Below are 22,576 nucleotides of genomic sequence, written 5' to 3'. Positions count from 1 at the left end.
GAAACGATGAGGCAAAACAATGGGCAATGCTCTTAAGAAAGCATGGGAAGATTACGTATCGCCCCTGATAAAGCGCCCTGCTCGCGTGCAGGTTGCAGCGCTTTGTTACAAAGGTAACGGAAGCGATAAAAAAGTTCTGCTGGTGACCAGTCGGGACACGGGCCGTTGGATTCTACCCAAGGGTTGGCCGATTGACGGCAAAGATGCTCCGAGTGCAGCCATGCAGGAAGCATGGGAAGAAGCCGGAGTCTCCGAGGGTGAAGTCTCCCGTAAAGCCATCGGCCAGTTTTCCTATGAAAAGAAGATGGACACAGGCGGCATTGAAATTTGCGAAACATCTATCTTTGCGGTCAACGTGAAAAAGCTCGAGGATTCATTTCCCGAAGCTGCGGAACGGGAACGCAAATGGGTGACTCCGACCGAAGCTGCAAACATGGTTCAAGAACCAGAGTTGCAGGCAATTCTCGAAGAATTGTAAAGGAAGTGCGACATTTTCCTTGATCGAAAGGGCCTCGCCCGTTAGCGATCACCAAAGCCGATTCCGGGGGATGAAATGTCAGACAAACCCAAGAGCAACCAGTGGCAGACACTGGACAAAGACCTCAACAAAATCAGCCAAATTGAATCAGCGACCGCGTATATCTCTCGGCCGCTGATTGCGCCGGGCATTGCGCTCGCCTTCATAGTGCTGACAGTTTTGATGGCTGCGATCTTTTTTGACGCGACGCCTACCAATTTTGTTGTTATCGCCGCAGCCGGTTTCGGCGCGTATATGGCGATCAACATCGGTGCAAACGACGTTGCGAACAACATGGGGCCCGCCGTCGGGGCGAATGCGCTTACGATGGGCGCGGCGATTGTCATTGCCGCCTTGTTCGAAAGCGCCGGAGCGCTCATCGCGGGGGGCGATGTGGTTTCGACCATCTCGAAGGGTATTGTTGATCCTGCCGGGTTCACCGAAACCCGTGTCTTTATCTGGGCTATGATGGCCGCGCTAATTAGTTCGGCGCTTTGGGTGAACCTTGCCACTTTTGTCGGTGCACCTGTTTCTACGACGCACTCTGTTGTTGGTGGTGTTATGGGCGCTGGCATCGCCGCCGCTGGCCTGACCGCTGTAAATTGGCCAACAATGGGCGCTATCGCCGCAAGTTGGGTGATATCGCCGGTTTTGGGTGGTGTGATCGCCGCCTTGTTCCTTGCCTTCATCAAGGCCAAAATCATCTATCAAGACGACAAGATTGCCGCCGCGAAGAAGTGGGTCCCTGTGCTGATCGGCATCATGGCTGGCGTATTCGCGACTTACCTCGCGATGAAGGGCCTCAAGAGAATTATGAAGATCGATATCGGAACTGCGCTTCTGATCGGTCTCGTAATCGGCGCAGTCTGCTACGTCGTCTCTGCGCCGCTGATCAACAAGAAGGCAGAAGGCCTAGAGAACCGCAACAAATCGCTAAAGATCCTGTTTGCCGCTCCGCTGGTCATTTCTGCTGCGCTTCTCTCGTTCGCACATGGTGCGAACGACGTTGCCAATGCCGTAGGACCATTGGCTGCGATTGTGCACGCCGCAGAGTTTGGTGATTTTGCTGCGAAAGTTTCTATTCCGTCGTGGGTCATGGTGATTGGCGCTTTGGGCATCTCGTTCGGTCTCGTACTATTCGGGCCAAAGCTTATCCGCATGGTCGGAAGCCAGATTACAAAACTCAACCCGATGCGTGCCTACTGTGTTTCGCTTTCTGCAGCGATTACGGTCATCGTGGCAAGCTGGCTCGGCCTACCTGTAAGCTCGACTCATATCGCTGTGGGCGGTGTGTTCGGCGTTGGATTTTACCGCGAATGGCATACTGAAAAGCGCCTGAAGCAAAGCCGCGCAAAACGCCCGCCCGAGCTTCGGATAGCACCCGAAGAGCGCCGCCGCAGAAAGCTTGTGCGTCGCTCGCACTTTATGACCATCATCGCAGCATGGGTGATCACAGTCCCCGCTGCAGCGATTATGTCAGCTGTGATCTTTATGATCCTGAACCTATTGGTTGGCTAATCCCAACAAAAAAGGGCCGCTCAATCAGCGGCCCTTTTATTTTCGTGCTCACGTAAGTTAACGCGATACGTTCATGTCTTCTGCGCTTAGCGCCCATGGACCGTGGAAGCCACCACCCTCTTGATCAACACGCTCAAATCCATGCGCTCCAAAGAAATCACGTTGCGCTTGCACAAGGTCCGTTGTTCCGCGCGCAGTACGCATTGTGTCAAAATAGGCGAGTGCGGCAGAGAATGCTGGTGTCGCTTGACCGTTCATTGCTGCGGAGGCAACAACGCGGCGCAAAGCCGCAGAGCCGTTCACAAGCCGCTTCGCGAACGCAGGCGCCAATATTAGGCGGCCTTTTGGCAACTCGCCACGGAACGCGGCCGAAATATCATCAAGAAGTGCAGACCGAATAATACAACCGGCACGCCAAATCTCGGCAACGCGGGCCATATCCAAATCCCAACCATAGGTCTCTGATGCCGCGGTCAGGATGTCAAAGCCCTGTGCATAGGCAAGGATACGGGCTGCAAGCAACGCATCGGCAAGGTCTTCTTCGGATACCTGAGGGCCACCCTCTGGCTGAACTGCCAATATCTCAGCGCCCGCTTCGCGAACGTCCTTAGCTGCAGACCAGCTTCGTGCACCGACCGCTGCTTCAATAGTTGATGCAGATTGACCAAGGCCAAGCGCTTCAATCACAGTCCAGCGGCCTGTGCCTTTTTGGCCAGCGCGATCAAGGATAATGTCTACAACCGGTTTGCCAGTCGCTTCATCCATCGCGCCAAGCGCTTTACCGGTTATCTCAACCAGATAGCTCTTAAGCTCGCCTTCGTTCCAACGGTCGAATAGAGCGCCCACTTCTGCGGCGGATTTCCCCTGCCCGTCACGAAGGATGCCCCAGACCTCGGCAATCAATTGCATATCGGCATATTCAATGCCGTTGTGAACCGTCTTAACGAAATGCCCAGCGCCATCAGGGCCAAGATGAGCAGCGCAAGGATCGCCTTCATACTTAGCAGCAATCGCATTGATGATTGGCTCAATCGGCATGAAGCTTTCTTCGGGGCCCCCAACCATGATGGACGGACCGAAACGCGCGCCTTCTTCACCACCAGATACGCCCATGCCAACAAACCGGAAACCATCCGCCGCGAGCTCTGCATCACGGCGTCGGGTATCGTGGAAATTCGTGTTTCCCGCGTCGATGAGCGTGTCACCCTCATCAAGATAAGGCTTTAGCGCTTCGATCTGGTCGTCAAACGGCTTCCCTGCGGGAACCATCACAATAATAGCGCGCGGAGTTTGCAGTGAAGCGACAAAGCTTTCGATATCATCGCAACCGATCAGATATTCAGACAACTCGCCCGCATCATTTATAAACTCGCTCACACGCGAAACAGTTCGGTTGGTCACAGCGATCTTGTAGCCATTGTCTGCAATGTTCAGCGCCAGTGCGCTCCCCATCGTTCCAAGGCCAATCAAGCCAATTGCGGCCTTATTCCCACTGTCACTCATATTCATCCCATCCTTGGTCCGTTAGCGTAAAACTTCGCGACAAATACGACCTTATAGGCCGAGACACCAGCGCATGATCGCTTTTTGTGCGTGAAGGCGATTTTCAGCCTCGTCAAACACAACCGACTGCGGCCCGTCCATTACCTGATTGGTCACCTCTTCTTCGCGATGCGCGGGGAGACAATGCATGAACAATGCGTCGGAGTTTGCCTGCTCCATCAAGGCTTGATTAACCTGATATGGATAGAGCAGATTGTGCCGCCGTTGACGCGCCGATTGCGGGTCGTGCATCGACACCCATGTATCAGCAACTACAAGGTCCGCGCCCTGTACCGCCTTGGCGGCATCGCGTTCTACTTCGACTTTCACGCCTTTGGCGCGGGCTTCGTCCATGAAGACATGCTCAGGATCAAACTCCTCTGGGCCAGCGAAGGTGAAATCAAAGCCAAATTGACCAGCAGCATGTACAAATGACGCTGCAACATTGTTACCATCACCGGTCCACACGACTTTCTTGCCCGCAATTGGTCCGTTGTGCTCTTCGAATGTCTGAATGTCCGCCATGATTTGGCACGGATGCGTTCTATTGGTCAGACCGTTAATTACGGGAACGGAGGCATATTCTGCCATCTCCAATAGAGTCGACTCTTCGAATGTGCGGATCATGATGAGATCAACGTACCGGCTCAGCACCCGAGCGGTATCGGCAATGCTTTCACCGTGACCAAGCTGCATGTCGCTGCCAGAAAGAACCATCGTTTCCCCGCCCATCTGGCGCACACCAACGTCAAAGGAAACGCGCGTCCGGGTTGAGGGTTTCTCAAAGATCAGCGCAACCATCCGCCCAGCGAGAGGCTGATCGTCGTCCTTCATACCTTTCGGCCGATCATTCCGCGCAGTTTTCATTGACTTCGAGAGTTCAATCATTGCCCGCAGATCATCAGGCGCGGTTTTGTTGATATCTAGGAAATGGTTCATGTTTTATCCGTTTCGGGTGTTTGTTGGGGCTTGGCAATGCTATCGCCGCCCTTGAATGTCATGATGTATACTGGGTCGCCCGTTTCACAGATGCGCCTCGGGCCTTGCTCGAACCCGGCGCCCTTGAACATGGCGATGCTTCGTGCGTTTCGGCATTCTGGGTCTGATACAACGCGTGCGGCGCCATTTGCCAACAGCAGCTCGGCATACTGCCGAACAAATGCTTTTGCATGGCCCTGCCCCAGAAACGCCGCGTCCCCCAGAAACACGTCAATAGCGCGCGTCCCTGTTGGCACATCATCCATATGCGGAATATCGACCGTTTCTGGACCCCAATCCTGAATGAACGCGAAGGGCTGGGCCGCCTCGCGCCCATCGGCAATGCCCCAAACGATATGCATATTGCAGTCGCCGCCATCGACTTCTTCTTCGATTAAGGCCAGTTCGCGATCCGGATCTCCCCAAAACTCGCGCACCGCGGCTTGCGAAAGCCATCCGTACAACAACGGGAAATCCTCCCGTGTTGCACGTTTGAATTGATACGTTTGTGGCATCACCCGCTCGCCTTTTTCGCAACAGCCTCGAGCCGCGCCAGCCCTTCGGCAATGTCATCGTCCGTGAGGTTTAGTGGCGGTAGCAAACGGATAACGTTATCAGCAGCGGGCACAGTGATCAGGCATTCGTCATAGCCCTTTGCAACGATATCCGCACAGGCCGGAACGCATTTCAGCCCCAACATCAGGCCGCTTCCACGCACCTCGGCGAATACATTCGGATATGTTGCAACCAATCCTTCTAGACCTTGGCGCAGCAGCGCAGATTTGCGCGAAACTTCAGCCAGAAACTCAGGGGTAGAGACTTCAGACATCACCGCGGAGCCTACAGCACAGGCCAGTGGGTTACCGCCATACGTAGAGCCATGCGTGCCCGCAGTCATTCCGCTTGCGGCCTCTTCTTTGGCAAGCACCGCACCGAGCGGGAAGCCACCGCCGATACCTTTGGCAACCATCATAATATCTGGCTCGATACCTGCGAATTCATATGCAAACAATTTACCTGTTCGGCCCATGCCACACTGCACTTCGTCCAGAATGAGCAGAGCGCCGCAGTCGTCGCATATTTCACGAAGGGCTTTGAGTGTGCTGTCAGGAAGTGCGCGAATACCGCCCTCACCCTGAATTGGCTCAATCATGATCGCGGCTGTCTTTTCGCTCGCGGCGGCCTTCACTGCGTCGAGGTCGTTGAATGGCAAGTGTGTGAACCCACCGACAATCGGGCCAAACCCTTTGACCATCTTTTCGCTACCCGCCGCCGCAATACCTGCCGCAGAACGCCCGTGGAATGAACCTTCAAACGTCAAGATTTCAACACGTTCGGGCTGGCCTTTTTCAAACCAGTATTTCCGCGCCATCTTAACGGCAAGTTCACAGGCCTCTGTACCGGAATTGGTAAAGAATACCGTGTCCGCGAATGTCGCATCGACGAGTTGATCCGCAAGTTTTTGTTGCTGTGGAATTTGATAGAGGTTGGAGACATGCCAGAGTTTCTCTGCCTGTTCTGTCAGCGCCTTTACCAATGCCGGATGCGCATGCCCGAGTGCCGAAACGGCTATCCCAGCACCAAGATCCAAAAATCGGCGGCCGTCTGCCTCTACAAGCCAAGCACCTTCACCTTTTTCAAAGGAAAGTGGAGCGCGGTTGTACGTCGGCAGAACGGTAGAAATCATGGGTATTGTCCTTATAAGAAGGGGCTTTGGTGCCGTAAGGGCAGCCGTGTGTCAAGATTTTGAGGAGTGTTGCGCAATATTGCGCGAAATCAATAGCGAATTGGCCGCAGCTATACTTAGCGTCGGCGTCGGAAAGATATGTTCGCAGCGTTGATCATGCGGCTCGTATAGACGGGAGCGGCCGGAGCTGACAAGCTTTTTATGGTTTGAGCCGATAGCCCTTGCGGAACCACGCCCAACATATTGCAATAATGCAACCGGTCGTCGCGACACAGATCAGCAACCCAAGCCATGGGCCTGTCTCCGCTCCTCCAAGCACTCCATAGCGCACACCATCAATCAGGTAGTAAATCGGATTGGCACGTGTGAGAGTTTGGATAAGTGGCGGCAGCGCATCTATGGAGTAAAAGGTTCCGGACAAGAACGCCAAAGGGGTCACGATGAAGTTGGTGATCGCCGCAACCTGATCGAACTTATTGGAATAGACGCCAGCAAGAATTCCAAGCCCCCCAAGCATCGCGCTGCCAAGAAACGCAAAGACCAGAGCCCAGATCGGATGATGAATCTCGATGCCCAAGATCAAGCTCATACCAAGGCCGATAACAACGGCAACAAGCATCCCGCGCCCTATCGCACCCGCTAGGTATCCGGCGACGAGTTCAATAGGGGAAAGCGGCGGCATCAATGTATCGACGATATTGCCCTGAACCTTCGCAACGGTGATGGAAGATGAAGTATTCGCAAACGCGTTCTGAATAACGGTCATCATTAGAATACCCGGCGCGATGAAATGCAGGAACGGCACCCCGTTTACGTCGCCACGGGTCGGCCCGATTGCAACGGTGAATATTGCAAGGAACAATGCAGCAGTAACCAACGGAGCCAGAAGCGTTTGCGTCCAGACGACGACGAAACGGCGTATCTCGCGTTGGGCGAGCGTATAGGTTCCAAGCCAGTTGATCCGGCCAAACTTGCGTTTCTGCTCCGAATATTCCGCCTGCATGCTCATACTTCCTCAACTAATTTCCCGGATTCAACCTGAATCGACTCCTGTGCCTTGTATCCCGTTGCGGGGTGATTAAAATAGGGGGTCAGTTGAATTCTTTCAGGTTGCGGCCTGCGAGACTGTTTTGTGCGGTCTTTATCCCGCGAACCGAACCAAAGGAAGTTATATGTCCTGGACAGATGAGCGCGTCGAAACCCTGAAAAAAATGTGGGGCGAAGGCCAGTCCGCGAGCCAGATTGCCAAGGAACTTGGCGGCGTTACCAGAAACGCCGTTATCGGCAAGGTGCACCGTCTTGGCCTTTCCAACCGCACGACCAGCAGCGCCAAGCCAAAAGCCAAAGAAAAGCCCGCAGCGGCAAAGCCAGCCGCGCGCGCTAAGCCGGCCACACCAAAGGCCGCTCCGGCAGCGGAAAAAGCTGCCGCCCCTGCGGAAGCCCCAGCACGCCCAGCGACACCTGCGCGCAAAGCGATCATTCCTGCGGGACAGCCATTGCCTCCACAACCCTCGGCCAATGAAATCAGCCCTGAAGCGCTGGCATCGGTTCGTGAAGTTGAAAAGACGGCCAAGAAGCTTTCACTGATGGAGTTGACCGAGCGCACATGCAAATGGCCTATTGGTGACCCCGCCACAGACGAATTCTGGTTTTGCGGCCTCAATGTTCAGACTGGAAAACCTTACTGCGAAGCGCATGTCGGCGTTGCATTCCAGCCAATGAGTAGCCGCCGGGACCGTCGCCGCTAAGGCTTCGAAACATTCAAACATTAAGGGCGCCTCATCGGGCGCCCTTTTTATTTCCGTCTAGTTGCCACCGCCCAGAATCTTCATAAGCTCCTTGGTCGCGGTCTCCTCAATCGTTCGGCGCGCGGCATCTTCCAAGCTCTCGCCCTTTTTCTGTTTGATCCCAAGCTTCTTGGCGATGTCGTTCTTTACTTTCTTCCTCGCCTTTTTCACCTTCTTTTCAAGATCTTCTTGATCAATATCCAAATCCTTGGCGTTTAGCGCCTCAACATCGAGGAAATAGCGCGGCCCCGCCCACGGGCCTTTGATCCGAACAGGAACCTTTACGCCGCCAGTACCGTCTTCTTTTACAAGCGCGGTCGGGACGACGCGGAAGTCAAGCATCTGCTCGCCGAGGTCGACTTCACCTGTACCAACAGCGGTCAGCCCATTTGCCCGAACATCAAGATCATCCGTACGCGCAATTCCATTCTCGATATCGAAAGATGCCGTCAGGCTGTCAAAAATCGTCCGCTTGCCATCACCTTGCTGATCCGGGTCTGTATTCGCAATCATCCGCTTCAGATCGACACCCTTAAGCGCGCCTTTGCGCATAGCAAGTTGAGCAGAACCAGAGAAGTTATGCATGATTTCATCAACGGATTCTCCGACGCCAAGGAACTCGATCGAAAAATCTCCCTTTCCGGAAAAACGTTCTAGATCAACAAGGTCGATGAGAAGCGGCTCCACATCAACGTTTGCTGCTGCAAGATTTCCGCCAACAGAAAGCCCACCTCGCCCATTCATAACAAACTGCCCCGAAAGCGCACCGTCATAGGCAGCGGTTTGTTCAAGCGCGAACACAGCCCTACCCGCTTCGACCCGCGTTAGAATCTGACTTTTGCCAAGCTTCAAACCGCCAAGAACAAGCTTGTTTGCCCGAAGGGAAACTTCAGCATCGGTCAGAAATAGAAAATCAGTGCTGATTTGATCTTTGGGCCAACCCGTTTGTGTTTTGGGTTTCTTTGGCCGAGCGGACTGCGGCTTGCCTTGTGAATTTCGCGATTTTGAAGTTTCGGAAAAGTCCAAGACGTCCGCCGTCAACGCTGCTTTCAATTTCGGCCGATCCTTTCCCGGAAGGAGGTCGACATCCCCGCGCACTTCATTTTCACCAATCGCGATGCGCCCAGAGCGTAAAAAGAGCGCGCCGTCGTCTGTACGTGTTGCTTTTCCTGAAAGCGCGAACGCACCGTCGAATACGCCCCCTGCGCCACCAAAACGCGCCGAGAAAGCCGGCAGGTCATTGGCATGTGCTGATAGTTGCCCGTCAAACTCGAAATTGCCGAGGCCCAGCTTACCATCGAAGCTCGCTTTAACACCGCCATATTCGGCCGAAATTTCAAGCGGTGTCACGAGCCCATCAATGAAGTTTCGAGCGTTGGTAACGGTCGCTCCCATTTTCACGACAGCGCCGGAATACTCACCCGATCCGACAACCTTAATCGCACCATCTGCATCTGGCATCCGAAGCGTGAAGTCCACATTTTGAAACCGCTCCTGCCGTCCATTCTGATGGTCAATGAAACGGATGTCCGCCCCCTTCACCGCAGCCTCGTCAACGCTGTAGGACCTTGAGGTTGCAACTTTTTCGCTGCCCCCTTCATTTGAGGATGGTGCCTTCACGACTTGAATGGTCTTCTCGTCAAATGACCAGTTTTCGCGGCCATCCTCAGTAATTTCGAGCAGAATTTTTGGTTGATTAAACTCAACCGTCTTGATCACGACATCGCCGCTCAGCAACGAAAAGAAGGAGACACCAACCTTCAAACCTTCAGCAGTGATCATCGGGCCAGATTCTGACCAATCTGCATTTGCCAGCTTAACAGGTCCGGTTGTAATCGACAGATGCGGAAACAAGCTTGTTGTTACATCGCCTTCTATCTGAACATCTCGTCCGGTTACAATTTTCAACCGCTCGCTCGCGAGGTCCGCGAGCTTTTGACCAGGAATAAGCGCGAGTGCGACAAGTGCAAGAAAGCCGAGGGTAAATAGGAATGCGACACCCCGATAAATCCAACGCATAGCTCACCTCAATTATTTTCTTTCCTGTGTAAGCGCCATTTCAACTGCCCACAATGGCCCTCACCTCAGTGTGACTTCGCTTATGTTTGTCTTTGCTCCGCATCAAACGCCAGTGTATAGCCACGCCATGAGCCAGAATCCGCCAGAACTCCGCCCCGACCTTGCACCACGCGCGCAAATCTCTGACCCCATTCGAGAGGGCCAGCCGAAAATCGGTATGGTGAGCCTTGGGTGCCCGAAAGCATTGGTGGATAGCGAGCGCATCCTTACACGTCTGCGCGCCGAAGGGTATGCTATCTCTCCGGACTATGGCGGAGCAGAGGCTGTGATCGTCAATACCTGCGGTTTTCTGGATAGTGCGAAGGCAGAGAGCCTTGAGGCGATTGGCGAAGCGATCAACGAAAACGGCCGCGTCATTGTAACGGGATGTTTGGGCGCAGAACCTGAATACATTACCGGCGCTCATCCAAGCGTTTTGGCTGTAACTGGCCCACACCAATACGAACAAGTGCTTGATGCGGTTCACCAAGCTGTGCCGCCAAGCCCCGATCCGTTTGTTGACCTTCTTCCCGCCCGTGGAGTTTCGCTTACGCCGCGCCACTTCAGCTATCTCAAAATTTCCGAGGGCTGTAACCACAAATGCAAGTTCTGCATTATCCCCGACATGCGCGGCAAACTTCAGTCGCGCCCTGCACACGCAGTTTTGCGCGAGGCTGAAAAGCTTGTTGATGCGGGCGTAAAGGAACTCTTGGTCATTTCCCAAGACACCAGCGCCTACGGCCTTGACCGCAAGTATGATGTAAACCCTTGGAAAGATGGCGAAGTGCGGAGCCATATCACTGATCTCGCTCGCGAACTGGGGAGTTTGGGCGCTTGGGTTCGGCTGCACTATGTTTATCCTTATCCCCATGTACGTGATCTCATTCCGTTGATGGCGGACGGACACATTCTCCCTTATCTCGACATCCCGTTTCAACACAGCCACCCAGATGTTCTGCGTCGTATGGCACGCCCCGCGGCTGGCGCCAAAACGCTGGACGAAATCAATGCGTGGCGCGAGATTTGCCCCGATATAACGCTGCGCAGCACTTTTATCGTCGGCTATCCTGGTGAAACCGAAGAAGAGTTTCAGCATCTGCTCGACTGGCTGCAAGAGGCGCAACTCGATCGCGTGGGCTGCTTCCAATACGAAAACGTCGAAGGCGCGCGAAGCAATGCCCTCCCCGATCACGTTCCTGCCGAAGTAAAAGAAGAGCGTTGGCACCGATTTATGGAAGTTTCACAATCCATCTCGGCCGCGAAACTTGAGCGCAAGGTCGGAACGCTTCAGGACGTCATTGTTGACGAGGTGGACGACGAAGCCGCCACATGCCGTACCAAAGCCGATGCGCCCGAAATCGACGGGAACCTGTTTATCGACGAAGGGTTTGAGACCCTGAAACCGGGCGATATGCTTACGGTTAAAGTAGATGAGGCAAGTGAATACGACCTTTGGGGCAAAGCCGTTTAGCGGCGAGATTTGAAGAAGCTTTTTAGCAGTTCTTCTGACTCTTGCGCCGAAATGCCATCATATACTTCAGGAACATGATGTGCCTGCGGGTGTGCGAAAATTCGCGGCCCCTGCGCAATACCGCCGGACTTCGGATCGGCCGCCCCATAATAAACACGCCGGATACGCGCCGCTGAAATGGCCATTGCACACATCGGACAAGGCTCTAGCGTGACGTAAAGATCGCAATCGGTAAGTCGCTCGGTCTGAAGCTTTGAACATGCTTCTCTTATGACAAGAACCTCTGCGTGCGCGGTGGGGTCATTAAGTTCACGTGTCCGATTGCCATTCTCCGCAAGCATTTCCCCAGCTCCAGAGACCAGCACCGCGCCGACAGGCACTTCCCCACGCTCTGCGGCGTCCTTTGCTTGGATAAGCGCATGTTTCATATAGCTGTTGAAGCGTGTCATGGCATCGTTTTGCCTCGTTCTGGGTTCTATGCCAAGCTGCTTTCTATTCTCCAAGAACTGCTATAGAGCGAGCCTATGGAAAAATCAGCCAATACACCGACCACAAAATCAGGCGACCGGATCGCCAAAGTTCTAGCCCGAGCGGGCGTTGCGTCGCGCCGCGAGGCCGAGCGGATGATTGAAGCCGGTCGGGTATCGGTCAATGGCAAGGTGATAGACAGCCCCGCTTTGAACGTTACTGAAAAGGACAAGATCGAAGTCGACGGGAAGCCGCTTGCCGAACCAGAGCACGCACGTATGTGGCTTTACTATAAGCCGCTCGGTCTCGTGACGACAGAAAGCGACGAAAAAGGCCGAGAGACAGTATTTGACGCCCTGCCAGAAGAGTTGGGGCGCGTTTTGAGCGTTGGCCGGCTGGACATCAATTCGGAGGGGCTCCTGCTTCTAACGAATGACGGCGGCATTAAACGCAAGCTTGAGTTGCCTTCTACCGGATGGCTGCGCCGCTATCGCGTTCGTGTGAATGGCCGCCCCGATGAAACAACCCTCGAACCGTTGCGCAAAGGGATCAGCGTGGATGGCGAGACATTCCAGCCCATGATCGTATCCTTGGATCGCCAACAAGGCGCAAACGCGTGGCTGACGGTCTCTATCCGCGAAGGCAAGAACCGCGAGATCCGGCGCGCAATGGCGGCGATTGGGCTAACTGTGAACCGCTTGTTGCGTGTATCTTATGGTCCTTTCAGGCTTGGCGAACTTAAGCCAGGTGAAGTCGAAGAAGTGAAGCAGCGCGTCCTACGCGACCAACTCGGCCTCGCGCAGGATGAAGGGAAACCTTCAAAGCCGATGCCAGTGCGAAAACGCAAAGAACCCGCAGCAAAAGGCAAGGCAGCAGGTTTCAAGGGAGCGGCGAAATCAGGCGCTTCCGGCGCAAGATCGGCGAAGAAACCACGCAAGACAACAAACGCCCGGCCACCGCATAAGCGCAATAAATCCTAGGCGATTTCGCGACTGTTAGCTTCTTGAACGAGAGGCAAAAATTTTATTCGCGCCAGCTTCGGATGCGGCGGCGCATCCAGTCGTGCTTCGCTCATCCGAAATTTCCCCCTTAAAAATTCGGGCCATGCGCTAGCATGAATCGGTGTACTGCCCTATATCTTAAAGTAATTTTAAAGCACCCGCATGGGGGAATTCATGGCTGGGACAGGTATTCAAAAACTTGCGTTCATTCTTTTGGTGGTATTGACGCTATATGTTTCAATCTCCGGAGGGGCATAATGGCCCAGCGTTTCGGAGGGAAATACAGCCCGAATGGCACAACAGAGGGGCAATCGCAGCCCCCTTCGCACCCGTTTCGCGGCAAGAAACCGGCGCGCGCGGCCGCGCGACTGAACATCCTTTTCTTTACTCCGCTGCCACTTGCCCTGCTCGCATTCTTTCGCGAGCCCGCTCAAATGGCTCTCTCTCTCCTCGCAGTTGCGCTGCTGTTGGCAGCAGCGTGGCTTACCCGTGAAGGTGTGCTTGCTCACGAAGCCTATGATGCAAGGCGCGTTGCCCGAAAACCCGCGTTTCCACGCAAGATATTCGGCTCAGTTCTAACTGGTTGTGGGCTTAGTGTTGCCGGACTTGCTGGCGGCGGCGGAGCTTTTGAAGCGGGCCTCTATTTTGTTTTGGGGTCCGCACTTCATTTGATTTCGTTCGGCCCCGATCCTTTGAAATCCAAAGGGACCGAAGGCGCTGACGAATTTCAACAAGATCGGGTTGCCCGCGCGGTTGCAGAAGCGGAAAAGCACCTTGAGTACATGTCAAAGGCGATCCGGCGTGCGGAAGACCGACAGCTTATCGCTCGCGTGGAACAATTCCAGACTGTTGCGCGCGATCTCTTTCGGACCGTTGAGGAAGATCCGCGCGACCTTTCCGCCGCGCGTCGCTACATGGGCGTCTACCTAATGGGTGCTCGAGACGCGACAACCAAATTTGCCGACATTTACAGCCGCACCCAGAACCAGCAAGCCAGACTAGATTACGAGAATTTACTTACTGACCTTGAAACAAATTTCGCAGCCCGCACGCGTTCACTTCTTGAGGCGGACAAAGGCGATCTTGATGTTGAAATCGAAGTCCTTCGAGAGCGCTTAGCGCGCGAAGGTGTATAGGGGGAATTATGGACGAAAACATTCGCAAACAAGCCGAGAAAGCAACCGAATTGGTTGAAGAGGTCGCAAAAGTAGAGCTTGCAGAGCCCACAAACAGCCTTGTCACACTCAAGGAAGCCGAACCGCCCATCGCGGAAGAAATCCAAAAACGTATGGATGAGTTAGATCTGACTGATACAGGATCAATTGTGAACTTCGGCTCATCCGCACAAGCAGAGTTGCAAACCATTTCGCAAGCTATGCTGAGCGATGTGAAGAATAAGGATGTCGGCCCTGCTGGTGACAGCCTGAGAAGCATTGTTTCGACGATACGCGGCTTTAGTGTTTCTGAGCTAGACGTTCGGCGGAAGCGCAGTTGGTGGGAACGCCTCACCGGACGCGCCGCTCCTTTTGCAAAATTTCTTGCAAAGTTCGAGGACGTTCAGGGGCAAATCGACAAGATTACTGACAGCCTCCTCACACATGAGCACAAGCTGCTGAAGGATATTAAGTCGCTTGATAACCTGTATGACAAGACCCTGAGCTTCTATGATGAACTCGGGCTGTACATCACAGCGGGCGAAGAAAAAATCGAAGAACTCGACACAAAGACCATTCCGGAGAAAGAGGCTGCAGTTAACAAAGCCGCCGAGAACGACGCTGTGATGGCGGCCCAAGAGCTTCGTGACATTCGCGCAGCACGTGATGATCTTGAGCGTCGCGTTCACGACCTAAAGCTTACACGGCAAGTTACAATGCAGAGCTTGCCGTCCATTCGTCTCGTACAAGAGAACGACAAATCTCTCGTTACGAAAATCAACTCTACTTTGGTCAACACCGTTCCGCTTTGGGAAACCCAATTGGCCCAAGCCGTCACAATTCAACGCAGCTCCGAAGCAGCACATGCCGTCAGAGATGCAAATGATTTGACAAACGAATTGCTAACGGCCAACGCCGATAACCTTCGCCAAGCCAACAAAGTTGTCAGAGAAGAAATGGAGCGTGGTGTATTCGATATTGAGGCCGTGAAAGCAGCGAATGAAACTCTGATCGGTACAATCAACGATAGCCTTGCCATCGCTGACGAAGGCAAACGCCGACGCGCCGAAGCAGAAGAAGAGCTTGTCCGTCTCGAGCACGAGCTTAAAGAAACTCTCGCATCAGCAAAGGCGCGCGGAGACAAGACCGGAAGTGAAATCGGGACGTCCGTGAACTAATGAGCACATTCCGGCGCGCATTAAAAACTGTTGGAGCGGCGAGCATTCTTTTGCTCGCTGCCTGTCAGAGCGCGCCGCCACCAATGCCGATGCCGAAACCGCGCCCAGAAGTCCCTGCGCCGACGCGCTCGGAACTGAGTGAGTTCTATATTCAGCATTTCGCTAGCCTCCAAGAAGACTATCTTGTTCGCGGTTTGCTGCGCACGGATGGAGGCGGCGTTGACGTTCCATTTGACGCAAACGACCTCACGCAGAATTTTATGAAAATCGCATTCTTTGCGGAGTTTTCGCCGCTTAACGACCGCCTCATCGCGCAGGAAATGGCAACGCCCCTACGTCGTTGGGAAAGACCCGTTGTTATCAGCGTCGAGTTCGGAGAGTCTGTTTCACCGGAAAGCCGCCGCAAAGATACATCCGAAGTCGAGAGATTTGCGCGCAGGCTGGCATCGGCAACAAAGCATCCTGTTTCAACTGGATCGGCTAGAAACGCTAATCTTCACGTACTGATTTTGAACGAGGATGAACGGCGCGAAATAGCACCTCTCTTGCAAGAGTACGTACCCGGCATTGCTCAAAGAGAAGTCAACGCACTGATAAACATCACGAAAAATGACCTGTGCATCACTCAATCCCACAGCGAAAGCGGCAACCCCAACGTCATAGGAAGCGCGGTTGTTATCATTCGAGAAGAGCATCCAGACTTGCTTCGCCAAAGCTGCATTCACGAAGAAATTGCGCAAAGCCTAGGACTATCAAACGACAGCGATGCCGCGCGACCATCGATTTTCAACGATGACGAGGAGTTCGCTTTGCTAACGACACATGACGAGCAACTGCTTCGAATTTTATATGACTCTCGGCTTTCCGCTGGAATGGATGCGAGTACGGCCCGCCCGATCGTCAATGAAATTGCCACAGAATTGATGGGTGGCGAAAAGATAGCCCAATCAGGGAGGTAGAAATGGGAATTTTTGATTTTCTTACCGGTGAGTTCATTGATGTCATTCATTGGACCGACGACACGCGCGATACCATGGTTTGGCGATTTGAGCGTGAAGGACACGAGATTAAATACGGTGCAAAGCTGACTGTCCGTGAAGGGCAGGCCGCAGTTTTCATCCACGAGGGGCAACTGGCGGATGTCTTCACGCCCGGACTCTACCTTCTTGAAACCAACAATATGCCCGTACTGACAACGCTGCAGCACTGGGACCATGGCTTCAAAAGCCCCTTCAAATCCGAAATTTATTTTGTGAACACCACTCGGTTCAACGACCTTAAGTGGGGGACGAAGAATCCGATCATTTGCCGCGATCCTGAGTTTGGTCCGGTGCGCTTACGGGCTTATGGCACCTATAGTGTGCGTGTGTCCGACCCGGCGGTTTTCCTGCGCGAGATTGTCGGGACCGATGGTGAATTCACGATGGATGAGATAAGCTTCCAGATACGAAATATCATCGTTCAAGAGTTTAGCCGTTCGATTGCCGGAAGCGGCATTCCAGTCTTGGACATGGCGGCAAACACCGCTGACTTGAGTAAACTCATAGCCAGTCAGATCAGCGCCCAAGTCGCAGAGTATGGACTGGTTTTACCTGAATTATACATCGAAAATATAAGCCTACCCCCAGCAGTAGAAGCAGCCCTCGACAAAAGGACATCGGTCGGAATTGTTGGCGACATGGCAACCTACACCCAGTTCTCCGCTGCTGAAGCCATGACAGCAGCTGCACAAAACCCAGCAGGCGGCGGAATGGCGGCGGGCATAGGCGCCGGAATGGGGCTTGCCATGGCGGGCCAACTCGCTGGACCGTGGGGACCAAGACCCGCCTCCCCTTCCAGCGCACCTCCGCCGCCACCGGTCGAAAAAGTATGGCACATCGCAAAAAATGGTAAAACAACAGGCCCATTCTCCAGGGCAACTATGGGGCAAATGGCGACCGACGGGCGCCTGACGCGCGAAAGCTTAGTTTGGACCGCTGGGCTCGATGGGTGGAAGAAAGCAGAAGACGTTTCAGACCTCGCAACCTTGTTTACGGTGCTACCTCCACCGCCCCCGCTACCTTAAGAACGAGCCTTTTGGGTATGGGATTTGAGGACATTCAGATATGAACAGCCCCCACGAGGAACACCGTTTCCCCTGTGAGCAATGTGGTGCGGATCTTAGGTTTTCGCCCGAAACCGGCGTCTTAACTTGCGATCATTGCGGGTATACCGAAACACCTGAGAACCCCACGTCCCCTGAAATTCTAGAGATGGATTTTCAAGACGCGTTAAGTAATTCGCTGTCCGAAGAACAGTTAGAAGAGCGAAGGGTAACCAATTGTACAAATTGCGGCGCTCAAATCACCTTCGATGAGCAGGTCCACGCGGACGAATGCCCATTTTGTGCCACACCGGTCGTGACTGATACCGGCTTGCATCGCGTGATAAAGCCGAAAGCGGTTCTCCCTTTTGCTATTCCTGAGCGAGAAGCGCACGATCATATGGAAAAATGGCTTGGCAGGCTTTGGTTCGCTCCAAACGGGCTTGCCGCTTACGCACGTAAAGGGCGCAAAATGCAAGGTGTGTACATTCCTTACTGGACGTATGACACCCAAACCAAAACCCGGTACACTGGCGGCAGAGGAACTGAATATACAACCACCAAAACAGTTGTCATTGATGGCAAGCGGCAAAAACGAACTGTTGTGAAAGTTCGGTGGGTTTCTGTCTCCGGTCGGGTATCGCGATTTTTTGATGACGTTTTGGTTATGGCAAGCCATTCGCTTCCTAAGAGTTACGCAGATGGCTTGCATCCGTGGGACCTCTCATCTCTTGAAACCTATCAGCCACGCTTTCTTGCCGGTTTTATGTCGGAGGGATACTCAGTTGGACTTGATGAAGGCTTCATTATTGCAAAAGACGTTATGGCCAACCGAATTCGCCGAGACATTCGTTTCGATATCGGGGGAGACCGTCAAAGAATTGATCGCGCCGAAACTCAGTACTCAGACATAACATTTAAGCACATTTTAGCTCCGATCTGGATGGCCGCTTACAAGTACAGAGGGAAGTCCTATCGCTTTGTTGTAAATGGCCAAACTGGGAAGGTTCAAGGGGAACGTCCTTATTCAATTTGGAAGATCTTGTTTGCGGTATTGTTTGCAGTGATAGCGCTTGCCGCAGGTATGTATTTCACGCAGTGACGCTTTTGGTATTGCATGGCGATTAACGCGCTTAGCCTCTCTCAAACATGCCCACCGAACTAAACCCGGTGGGCCATTACATTCAAAAATCTTCCCACCCGTCGTCGATTCTATCCGGAAGCGAACTTCCATTAACGACAGACTTTACCGCAACAGAATTCGCTCCAGGAGAAGGAGGCGAACTTATTGGAATTGGGCTCGAAACCTGTGGTGATAGGTTACCTGTGTTGAACTGAGCCATTGTGTTCGCCAAATTTTCAGCTTCACCGGTCAACGCGTGGCTTGCCGCAGTTGTTTCTTCAAACATAGCTGCGTTTTGTTGTGTAACTTGGTCGAGTTGATTGACCGCTGTATTGATCTCTGCGAGCCCTCGAGATTGTTCTTCCGCAGAGACTGCGATCTCCGCAACATGGCTCGAAATCTCTGATACGCGATCAAAAATTCCTTTCAATGCGTCACCAGTTTGGTCAACCAGATCTACCCCTCGCTTAACGTGGTTTTCACTCGTAGAGATCAACCCATTAATTTCGCGTGCTGCATCTGAAGAGCGCTGAGCTAAGTCACGTACCTCCGTAGCGACCACTGCAAACCCTCGGCCAGCGTCCCCCGCTCTGGCGGCTTCAACACCGGCGTTAAGTGCGAGTAGATTTGTTTGAAAGGCGATATCGTCGATGACGCCTGTAATCTTGGATATCTGTTGCGACGAACTTGCAATCTCGCTCATCGCTGTAACTGCTTCTCTAACGACATCGCCACTGGCCTCTGCATTGTCGCGCGCTTCTGTCACCATCTTCCGTGCAAGTGCTGCGCCATCAGCCGCGGAAGAAACCGAGGACGTCATTTCTTCAAGCGCGGCCGCGGTTTCTTCCAGAGTTGCGGCTTGGGTTTCTGTACGCCGTGAAAGGTCATCAGCCGCTTTACTAATTTCGCCGGTTTCGTTGCGGATCATGTTTGAGTTTTCGACCACGCTTGTCATGGCTAGGCAAAGCGCCTCGATCGCATGGTTAAAATCGTTGCGGAGTTGTTCATATTCTGGTGCAAAACTTTTTTCGATTTTTGCAGACAGATCGCCGTTTGAAAGCTTTTTCAGCCCAACGCGCAATCCGTCTACTACGGCACTTTGCTCGGCTTCCATTTTGGCTCGTGTTTCTTCTGCAGTTTGGAGCTCGAGCTGTGCAGTTGTTACATCATTCGCAATCATGACAATTCGACTAACATTGCCTTCTCGATCGACAACTGGACTGAAGCTGCCATCAAATATTGCTGTTTTTCCTGAACCATCGCGGTAATTGAAACGGCCGACCACAGATTGTCCGTTTGCGAGAGCGTTCCACATAGGCGTGTCATCTCTATTCGCTAGCTCATTTTGCGGAAGTAAATCCTGACCTTGCTTCCCAGACACTTCCCGCTCTGTCCTCTCGACTACAGAACAGAAATTATCATTTGCCTTAATAACTTTTCCGTCGGGCTGGAATTCCACACGTGCTTGGCTTGCATCAAGAGACGTTAGAATTGCTCTGTTCAGGCGCTCTTCTGTAACATCTTTCCATTCAATCACGCGGCCAATAGGCGCCCCACGCGCGTCATGTACGATATTGATCGACTGTGAAATTCGGACATCGTCCAGAACAATATCCGAGATATGAGGCAGATTATCCGTATCCGAAAGAATGCGCTCGATACTGTGATCACCTCCAAGTAATTCAGCATAGGGCTTGCCAATAATGTCATTGATCTCGGAGCTTCTGATTGCTTTGGGAAGAGCCGCTTCGTTATCTTTCAGAAGCGCAAAAAACGCAGAGTTCACGTAGTTTATTCTGAGCTCTTTATTGACCATCATCATCGCAGACGAAGAGGATTCAAACGCGGCTCCTTTAAATTGGCTCTCCCGCGCACTTTTCTCGGCATCTTGCAGCGTCTGGCGGAACTCTTCCAAGGATCGCGCGATGTCGCCGATCTCATCGTTGCGCTTCTGACTTGGGACCTCTGCTTCGTAGTTAGCCTTCGCGACGTCTTCCATCGCATGACGAACTTGGACGAGTGGTTTTGAAAGTAAAGCGCGCAGCACAAACATTACCGAGACCAAGGCAATCAGGAAAACCGCAGCCGCAATGAGCAACGTCTGGATCTGATCCTTTTTCATCTCTGCAAGCACCAGCTCAGGGGTCCAAGAGAAGGCAATTGCTCCAACGAGGTCATTACTCTTCCCAAAAAACGCAGGCATTGCGATTTGAAAACCGTCGGCAGAGGTTTGCGCCGCTCCGCTTGAAACTGCTTTTGCGGCTAGTTCATATAGTTCTGTTCCGCCTAGATCCTTATTCTCGTGACTATAAATGACCTCGCTTTTCAAGTTCAGAACGAGACTGTCTAGGGCGCTACCCTGTGAGGAGGAAACCGCTCCTTTGACAATTGAATCAAGAGCTTCCTTGTTGCCAAACCTGATCGCGCTCGCGCTTTGGCTTGCTGAAAATGTCGTTACTTTTTGAGCAAATGCTCGTGTGTTGTTTTCAGCGATGTCTTTGCTAGAGACATACGACATGTAAGCCATCGTGCCCGCGACAGCAGCGGTACAAACGGCCATGATGGCAGAGACACGAAAGAACACGGATCGAAACGAGCCGACGGACTTCCGCAATGAAGAGATCAGCGACATAAAAACTCCCTCAGAGTAAAAGGCGCATCCCGCTTGGGATACCAATCTACGGGACACAGCCCCACTTGCCCTGACGCTAGAGCGCGAATCTTTCGAACGGTTTAAGGCCGCGGCTCTCAAACGCGTGTTGTTCACAAACTTTGATTAAAAAGCCGCGAAACAAACTTGGGGGTGGCAGGCATGCTTCTGTAACTGTCAAATTCGGACAAACATCTTGCCAATCTCTGATTATCAATGGAAAATTGGCGTTAGATATCAGGTGACGCCATCAGAAAAAAAGTTGAGAAAAAGAAAGTGGCACGCATAAGCCCGCAACCTTTGTATCTTCCCGCGGAAGGAAAGCGCGGGATTCGAACGCAGTTTGGAGCTATTTGTTATCGCGTGGTAAATGCACGCGTTCAGGTTCTTCTGGTTACAACGCGGCGCTCTGGCCGATGGATTGTGCCAAAAGGGTGGCCGATGGATGGACAAACAGCTGGAGAAGCCGCCGCTATCGAAGCTTGGGAAGAAGCTGGCGCGAAAGGCAAAGTTAAAGAATTCTGTGTAGGCGTCTATTCCTATACGAAAGACCCAGACACAAAAGCAGCGCTTCCGTGTATTGTCGCGCTTTATCCAATCAAAGTTAAAAAGCTGGCCAAAGAATACCCGGAACGCAAATCCCGCAAACGCAAATGGGTAAGCCCGAAAAAGGCCGCCAAACTTGTGAAAGAGCCAGAATTGGCGGCAATACTTAAGCGGTTCAACCCCAAGATTTATTAAGTATTGCATGGCCGCTTGAATTGGCCTTAAACACGAGCCGCCGCTTACCTATATAAAGAGTGCACCCAAGATAGGACCCGCTAAATGATCCGCTTTGCCCTGAAATGCAGCAATGAACACAGCTTCGAGAGCTGGTTTCAATCTGGTGCTGCATTTGAAAAGGTTAATGCGTCTGGGATGGTCTCGTGTCCGGATTGCGGCGATACAGAGATCAGCAAAGCGGTTATGGCGCCACGTGTTCAATCGGGGATGGCCAAACGTGCCCCGGAAACCGACCCAATTGATGCGGCGACCTCTGCGCAGCCTGCTCCTCCAGCTGATATCGAAAAGCAAATTCGCGAGCTGAAAGCGCATATAGAAGCAACATCAGACTACGTTGGTGACAAGTTTAGCGACGAGGCCCGTGCGATCCATGATGGGGATGCGCCGGAGCGCCCTATCTACGGAGAAACTTCGCTGAAAGATGCGAAGTCTTTAATTGATGATGGCATTCCCGTTGCCCCTCTCCCGTTCGTACCGGCGCGAAAAACAAACTGACCGCAATTGTCACTCGAAACGCGCGTTGAATGACCGTTCTTTTGCGCTGTTTGCTCCTTCCCTTCTTGCTCTTGAGACCACTT

The 22,576-nt window shown here is 52.9% G+C and carries 20 protein-coding genes; 12 read left to right on the top strand and 8 right to left on the bottom strand.

Going from position 1 to position 22,576, the window contains the following annotated elements; genetic code table 11:
• The first annotated feature begins 19 nt into the window (after positions 1–19).
• The gene (locus tag OU789_RS02330) at positions 20–478 is read left to right on the top strand and encodes an NUDIX hydrolase (RefSeq protein WP_274652923.1); all 459 of its coding nucleotides are present in this window, start codon (positions 20–22) and stop codon (positions 476–478) included.
• A gap of 75 nt (positions 479–553) precedes the next feature.
• Positions 554–2,035, top strand: a complete 1,482-nt coding sequence (locus OU789_RS02325; RefSeq protein ID WP_274652921.1) for an inorganic phosphate transporter — start codon at positions 554–556, stop codon at positions 2,033–2,035.
• A 57-nt stretch (positions 2,036–2,092) separates the two neighbouring features.
• Here OU789_RS02325 and gndA read toward each other — a convergent pair whose 3' ends face one another.
• The 5 genes from gndA to OU789_RS02300 form a co-directional block, all read right to left on the bottom strand.
• Positions 2,093–3,538 carry an NADP-dependent phosphogluconate dehydrogenase gene (gndA, locus tag OU789_RS02320; protein WP_274652919.1) on the bottom strand — a complete coding sequence of 482 codons (1,446 nt, stop codon included), beginning with the start codon at positions 3,536–3,538 and terminating at the stop codon, positions 2,093–2,095.
• Positions 3,539–3,589: 51 nt separating this feature from the next.
• Positions 3,590–4,516 carry an ornithine carbamoyltransferase gene (argF, locus tag OU789_RS02315; protein ID WP_274652918.1) on the bottom strand — a complete coding sequence of 309 codons (927 nt, stop codon included), beginning with the start codon at positions 4,514–4,516 and terminating at the stop codon, positions 3,590–3,592.
• Positions 4,513–5,070 (bottom strand): GNAT family N-acetyltransferase, encoded by a 558-nt coding sequence (locus OU789_RS02310; RefSeq protein WP_274652916.1) that lies wholly within the window; start codon positions 5,068–5,070, stop codon positions 4,513–4,515. The genes argF and OU789_RS02310 overlap by 4 nt, the downstream gene beginning before the upstream one ends.
• Positions 5,070–6,242: an aspartate aminotransferase family protein gene (locus OU789_RS02305; RefSeq protein ID WP_274652914.1), complete on the bottom strand. Its 1,173-nt coding sequence runs from the start codon at positions 6,240–6,242 to the stop codon at positions 5,070–5,072. The genes OU789_RS02310 and OU789_RS02305 overlap by 1 nt, the downstream gene beginning before the upstream one ends.
• Positions 6,243–6,441: 199 nt before the next feature.
• The gene (locus OU789_RS02300; RefSeq protein ID WP_274652912.1) at positions 6,442–7,245 is read right to left on the bottom strand and encodes an ABC transporter permease; all 804 of its coding nucleotides are present in this window, start codon (positions 7,243–7,245) and stop codon (positions 6,442–6,444) included.
• 169 nt (positions 7,246–7,414) lie between these two features.
• On the opposite strand from OU789_RS02300, the gene OU789_RS02295 reads away from it, so the two are divergent.
• Positions 7,415–7,990 (top strand): GcrA family cell cycle regulator, encoded by a 576-nt coding sequence (locus OU789_RS02295; protein WP_263954076.1) that lies wholly within the window; start codon positions 7,415–7,417, stop codon positions 7,988–7,990.
• A gap of 57 nt (positions 7,991–8,047) precedes the next feature.
• Here the strand turns inward: OU789_RS02295 and OU789_RS02290 are convergent, their stop codons facing one another.
• Positions 8,048–10,048 (bottom strand): AsmA family protein, encoded by a 2,001-nt coding sequence (locus OU789_RS02290; RefSeq protein WP_274652909.1) that lies wholly within the window; start codon positions 10,046–10,048, stop codon positions 8,048–8,050.
• 127 nt (positions 10,049–10,175) lie between these two features.
• Between OU789_RS02290 and rimO the strand changes: the two genes are divergently transcribed.
• Positions 10,176–11,558 carry a 30S ribosomal protein S12 methylthiotransferase RimO gene (gene rimO / locus OU789_RS02285; protein ID WP_274652907.1) on the top strand — a complete coding sequence of 461 codons (1,383 nt, stop codon included), beginning with the start codon at positions 10,176–10,178 and terminating at the stop codon, positions 11,556–11,558.
• Here rimO and OU789_RS02280 read toward each other — a convergent pair.
• Entirely contained in the window at positions 11,555–12,007 is a 453-nt protein-coding gene (locus OU789_RS02280; RefSeq protein ID WP_274652905.1) for a nucleoside deaminase, read from the bottom strand. The genes rimO and OU789_RS02280 overlap by 4 nt on opposite strands.
• A gap of 75 nt (positions 12,008–12,082) precedes the next feature.
• Here OU789_RS02280 and OU789_RS02275 point away from each other — a divergent pair, with 75 nt between their 5' ends.
• From OU789_RS02275 to OU789_RS02250, 6 genes are all read left to right on the top strand, one after another.
• Entirely contained in the window at positions 12,083–13,006 is a 924-nt protein-coding gene (locus tag OU789_RS02275; RefSeq protein ID WP_274652903.1) for a pseudouridine synthase, read from the top strand.
• A gap of 278 nt (positions 13,007–13,284) precedes the next feature.
• Positions 13,285–14,163 carry a 5-bromo-4-chloroindolyl phosphate hydrolysis family protein gene (locus tag OU789_RS02270; RefSeq protein ID WP_274652901.1) on the top strand — a complete coding sequence of 293 codons (879 nt, stop codon included), beginning with the start codon at positions 13,285–13,287 and terminating at the stop codon, positions 14,161–14,163.
• Positions 14,164–14,171: 8 nt separating this feature from the next.
• Positions 14,172–15,359, top strand: coding sequence for a toxic anion resistance protein (locus tag OU789_RS02265; RefSeq protein ID WP_274652899.1), 1,188 nt, complete (start codon positions 14,172–14,174; stop codon positions 15,357–15,359).
• Positions 15,359–16,318, top strand: coding sequence for a DUF2927 domain-containing protein (locus OU789_RS02260; protein ID WP_274652897.1), 960 nt, complete (start codon positions 15,359–15,361; stop codon positions 16,316–16,318). Before OU789_RS02265 ends, OU789_RS02260 begins: the two co-directional genes overlap by 1 nt.
• Positions 16,319–16,320: 2 nt before the next feature.
• The gene (locus OU789_RS02255) at positions 16,321–17,424 is read left to right on the top strand and encodes an SPFH domain-containing protein (protein WP_274652895.1); all 1,104 of its coding nucleotides are present in this window, start codon (positions 16,321–16,323) and stop codon (positions 17,422–17,424) included.
• A gap of 40 nt (positions 17,425–17,464) precedes the next feature.
• Positions 17,465–18,544: a TFIIB-type zinc finger domain-containing protein gene (locus tag OU789_RS02250; protein ID WP_274652893.1), complete on the top strand. Its 1,080-nt coding sequence runs from the start codon at positions 17,465–17,467 to the stop codon at positions 18,542–18,544.
• A gap of 82 nt (positions 18,545–18,626) precedes the next feature.
• On the opposite strand, the gene OU789_RS02245 is transcribed toward OU789_RS02250, so the two are convergent.
• Entirely contained in the window at positions 18,627–21,197 is a 2,571-nt protein-coding gene (locus OU789_RS02245; RefSeq protein ID WP_274652891.1) for a methyl-accepting chemotaxis protein, read from the bottom strand.
• Between the two features lie 294 nt (positions 21,198–21,491).
• Here OU789_RS02245 and OU789_RS02240 point away from each other — a divergent pair, with 294 nt between their 5' ends.
• Positions 21,492–21,956 carry an NUDIX hydrolase gene (locus OU789_RS02240; RefSeq protein WP_317134932.1) on the top strand — a complete coding sequence of 155 codons (465 nt, stop codon included), beginning with the start codon at positions 21,492–21,494 and terminating at the stop codon, positions 21,954–21,956.
• Between the two features lie 84 nt (positions 21,957–22,040).
• Positions 22,041–22,493 carry a DUF1178 family protein gene (locus OU789_RS02235; protein ID WP_274652889.1) on the top strand — a complete coding sequence of 151 codons (453 nt, stop codon included), beginning with the start codon at positions 22,041–22,043 and terminating at the stop codon, positions 22,491–22,493.
• Positions 22,494–22,576 lie beyond the last annotated feature (83 nt).

Origin of the sequence: Halocynthiibacter sp. C4, assembly GCF_028823805.1 — a bacterium.
Taxonomy (GTDB): domain Bacteria; phylum Pseudomonadota; class Alphaproteobacteria; order Rhodobacterales; family Rhodobacteraceae; genus Falsihalocynthiibacter; species Falsihalocynthiibacter halioticoli.
This window is presented reverse-complemented; position numbering and strand designations above follow the sequence as displayed.

Coding starts and splice junctions, on each gene's coding strand:
- OU789_RS02330 (WP_274652923.1), top strand. CDS start 20: ATGGGCAATGCTCTTAAGAAAGCATGGGAAGATTACGTATCGCCCCTG.
- OU789_RS02310 (WP_274652916.1), bottom strand. CDS start 5,070: ATGCCACAAACGTATCAATTCAAACGTGCAACACGGGAGGATTTCCCG.
- OU789_RS02270 (WP_274652901.1), top strand. CDS start 13,285: ATGGCCCAGCGTTTCGGAGGGAAATACAGCCCGAATGGCACAACAGAG.
- OU789_RS02260 (WP_274652897.1), top strand. CDS start 15,359: ATGAGCACATTCCGGCGCGCATTAAAAACTGTTGGAGCGGCGAGCATT.
- OU789_RS02245 (WP_274652891.1), bottom strand. CDS start 21,197: ATGTCGCTGATCTCTTCATTGCGGAAGTCCGTCGGCTCGTTTCGATCC.
- gndA (WP_274652919.1), bottom strand. CDS start 3,538: ATGAGTGACAGTGGGAATAAGGCCGCAATTGGCTTGATTGGCCTTGGA.
- OU789_RS02305 (WP_274652914.1), bottom strand. CDS start 6,242: ATGATTTCTACCGTTCTGCCGACGTACAACCGCGCTCCACTTTCCTTT.
- OU789_RS02250 (WP_274652893.1), top strand. CDS start 17,465: ATGAACAGCCCCCACGAGGAACACCGTTTCCCCTGTGAGCAATGTGGT.
- OU789_RS02280 (WP_274652905.1), bottom strand. CDS start 12,007: ATGACACGCTTCAACAGCTATATGAAACATGCGCTTATCCAAGCAAAG.
- OU789_RS02275 (WP_274652903.1), top strand. CDS start 12,083: ATGGAAAAATCAGCCAATACACCGACCACAAAATCAGGCGACCGGATC.
- OU789_RS02235 (WP_274652889.1), top strand. CDS start 22,041: ATGATCCGCTTTGCCCTGAAATGCAGCAATGAACACAGCTTCGAGAGC.
- rimO (WP_274652907.1), top strand. CDS start 10,176: ATGAGCCAGAATCCGCCAGAACTCCGCCCCGACCTTGCACCACGCGCG.
- OU789_RS02300 (WP_274652912.1), bottom strand. CDS start 7,245: ATGCAGGCGGAATATTCGGAGCAGAAACGCAAGTTTGGCCGGATCAAC.
- OU789_RS02265 (WP_274652899.1), top strand. CDS start 14,172: ATGGACGAAAACATTCGCAAACAAGCCGAGAAAGCAACCGAATTGGTT.
- OU789_RS02325 (WP_274652921.1), top strand. CDS start 554: ATGTCAGACAAACCCAAGAGCAACCAGTGGCAGACACTGGACAAAGAC.
- argF (WP_274652918.1), bottom strand. CDS start 4,516: ATGAACCATTTCCTAGATATCAACAAAACCGCGCCTGATGATCTGCGG.
- OU789_RS02295 (WP_263954076.1), top strand. CDS start 7,415: ATGTCCTGGACAGATGAGCGCGTCGAAACCCTGAAAAAAATGTGGGGC.
- OU789_RS02290 (WP_274652909.1), bottom strand. CDS start 10,048: ATGCGTTGGATTTATCGGGGTGTCGCATTCCTATTTACCCTCGGCTTT.
- OU789_RS02255 (WP_274652895.1), top strand. CDS start 16,321: ATGGGAATTTTTGATTTTCTTACCGGTGAGTTCATTGATGTCATTCAT.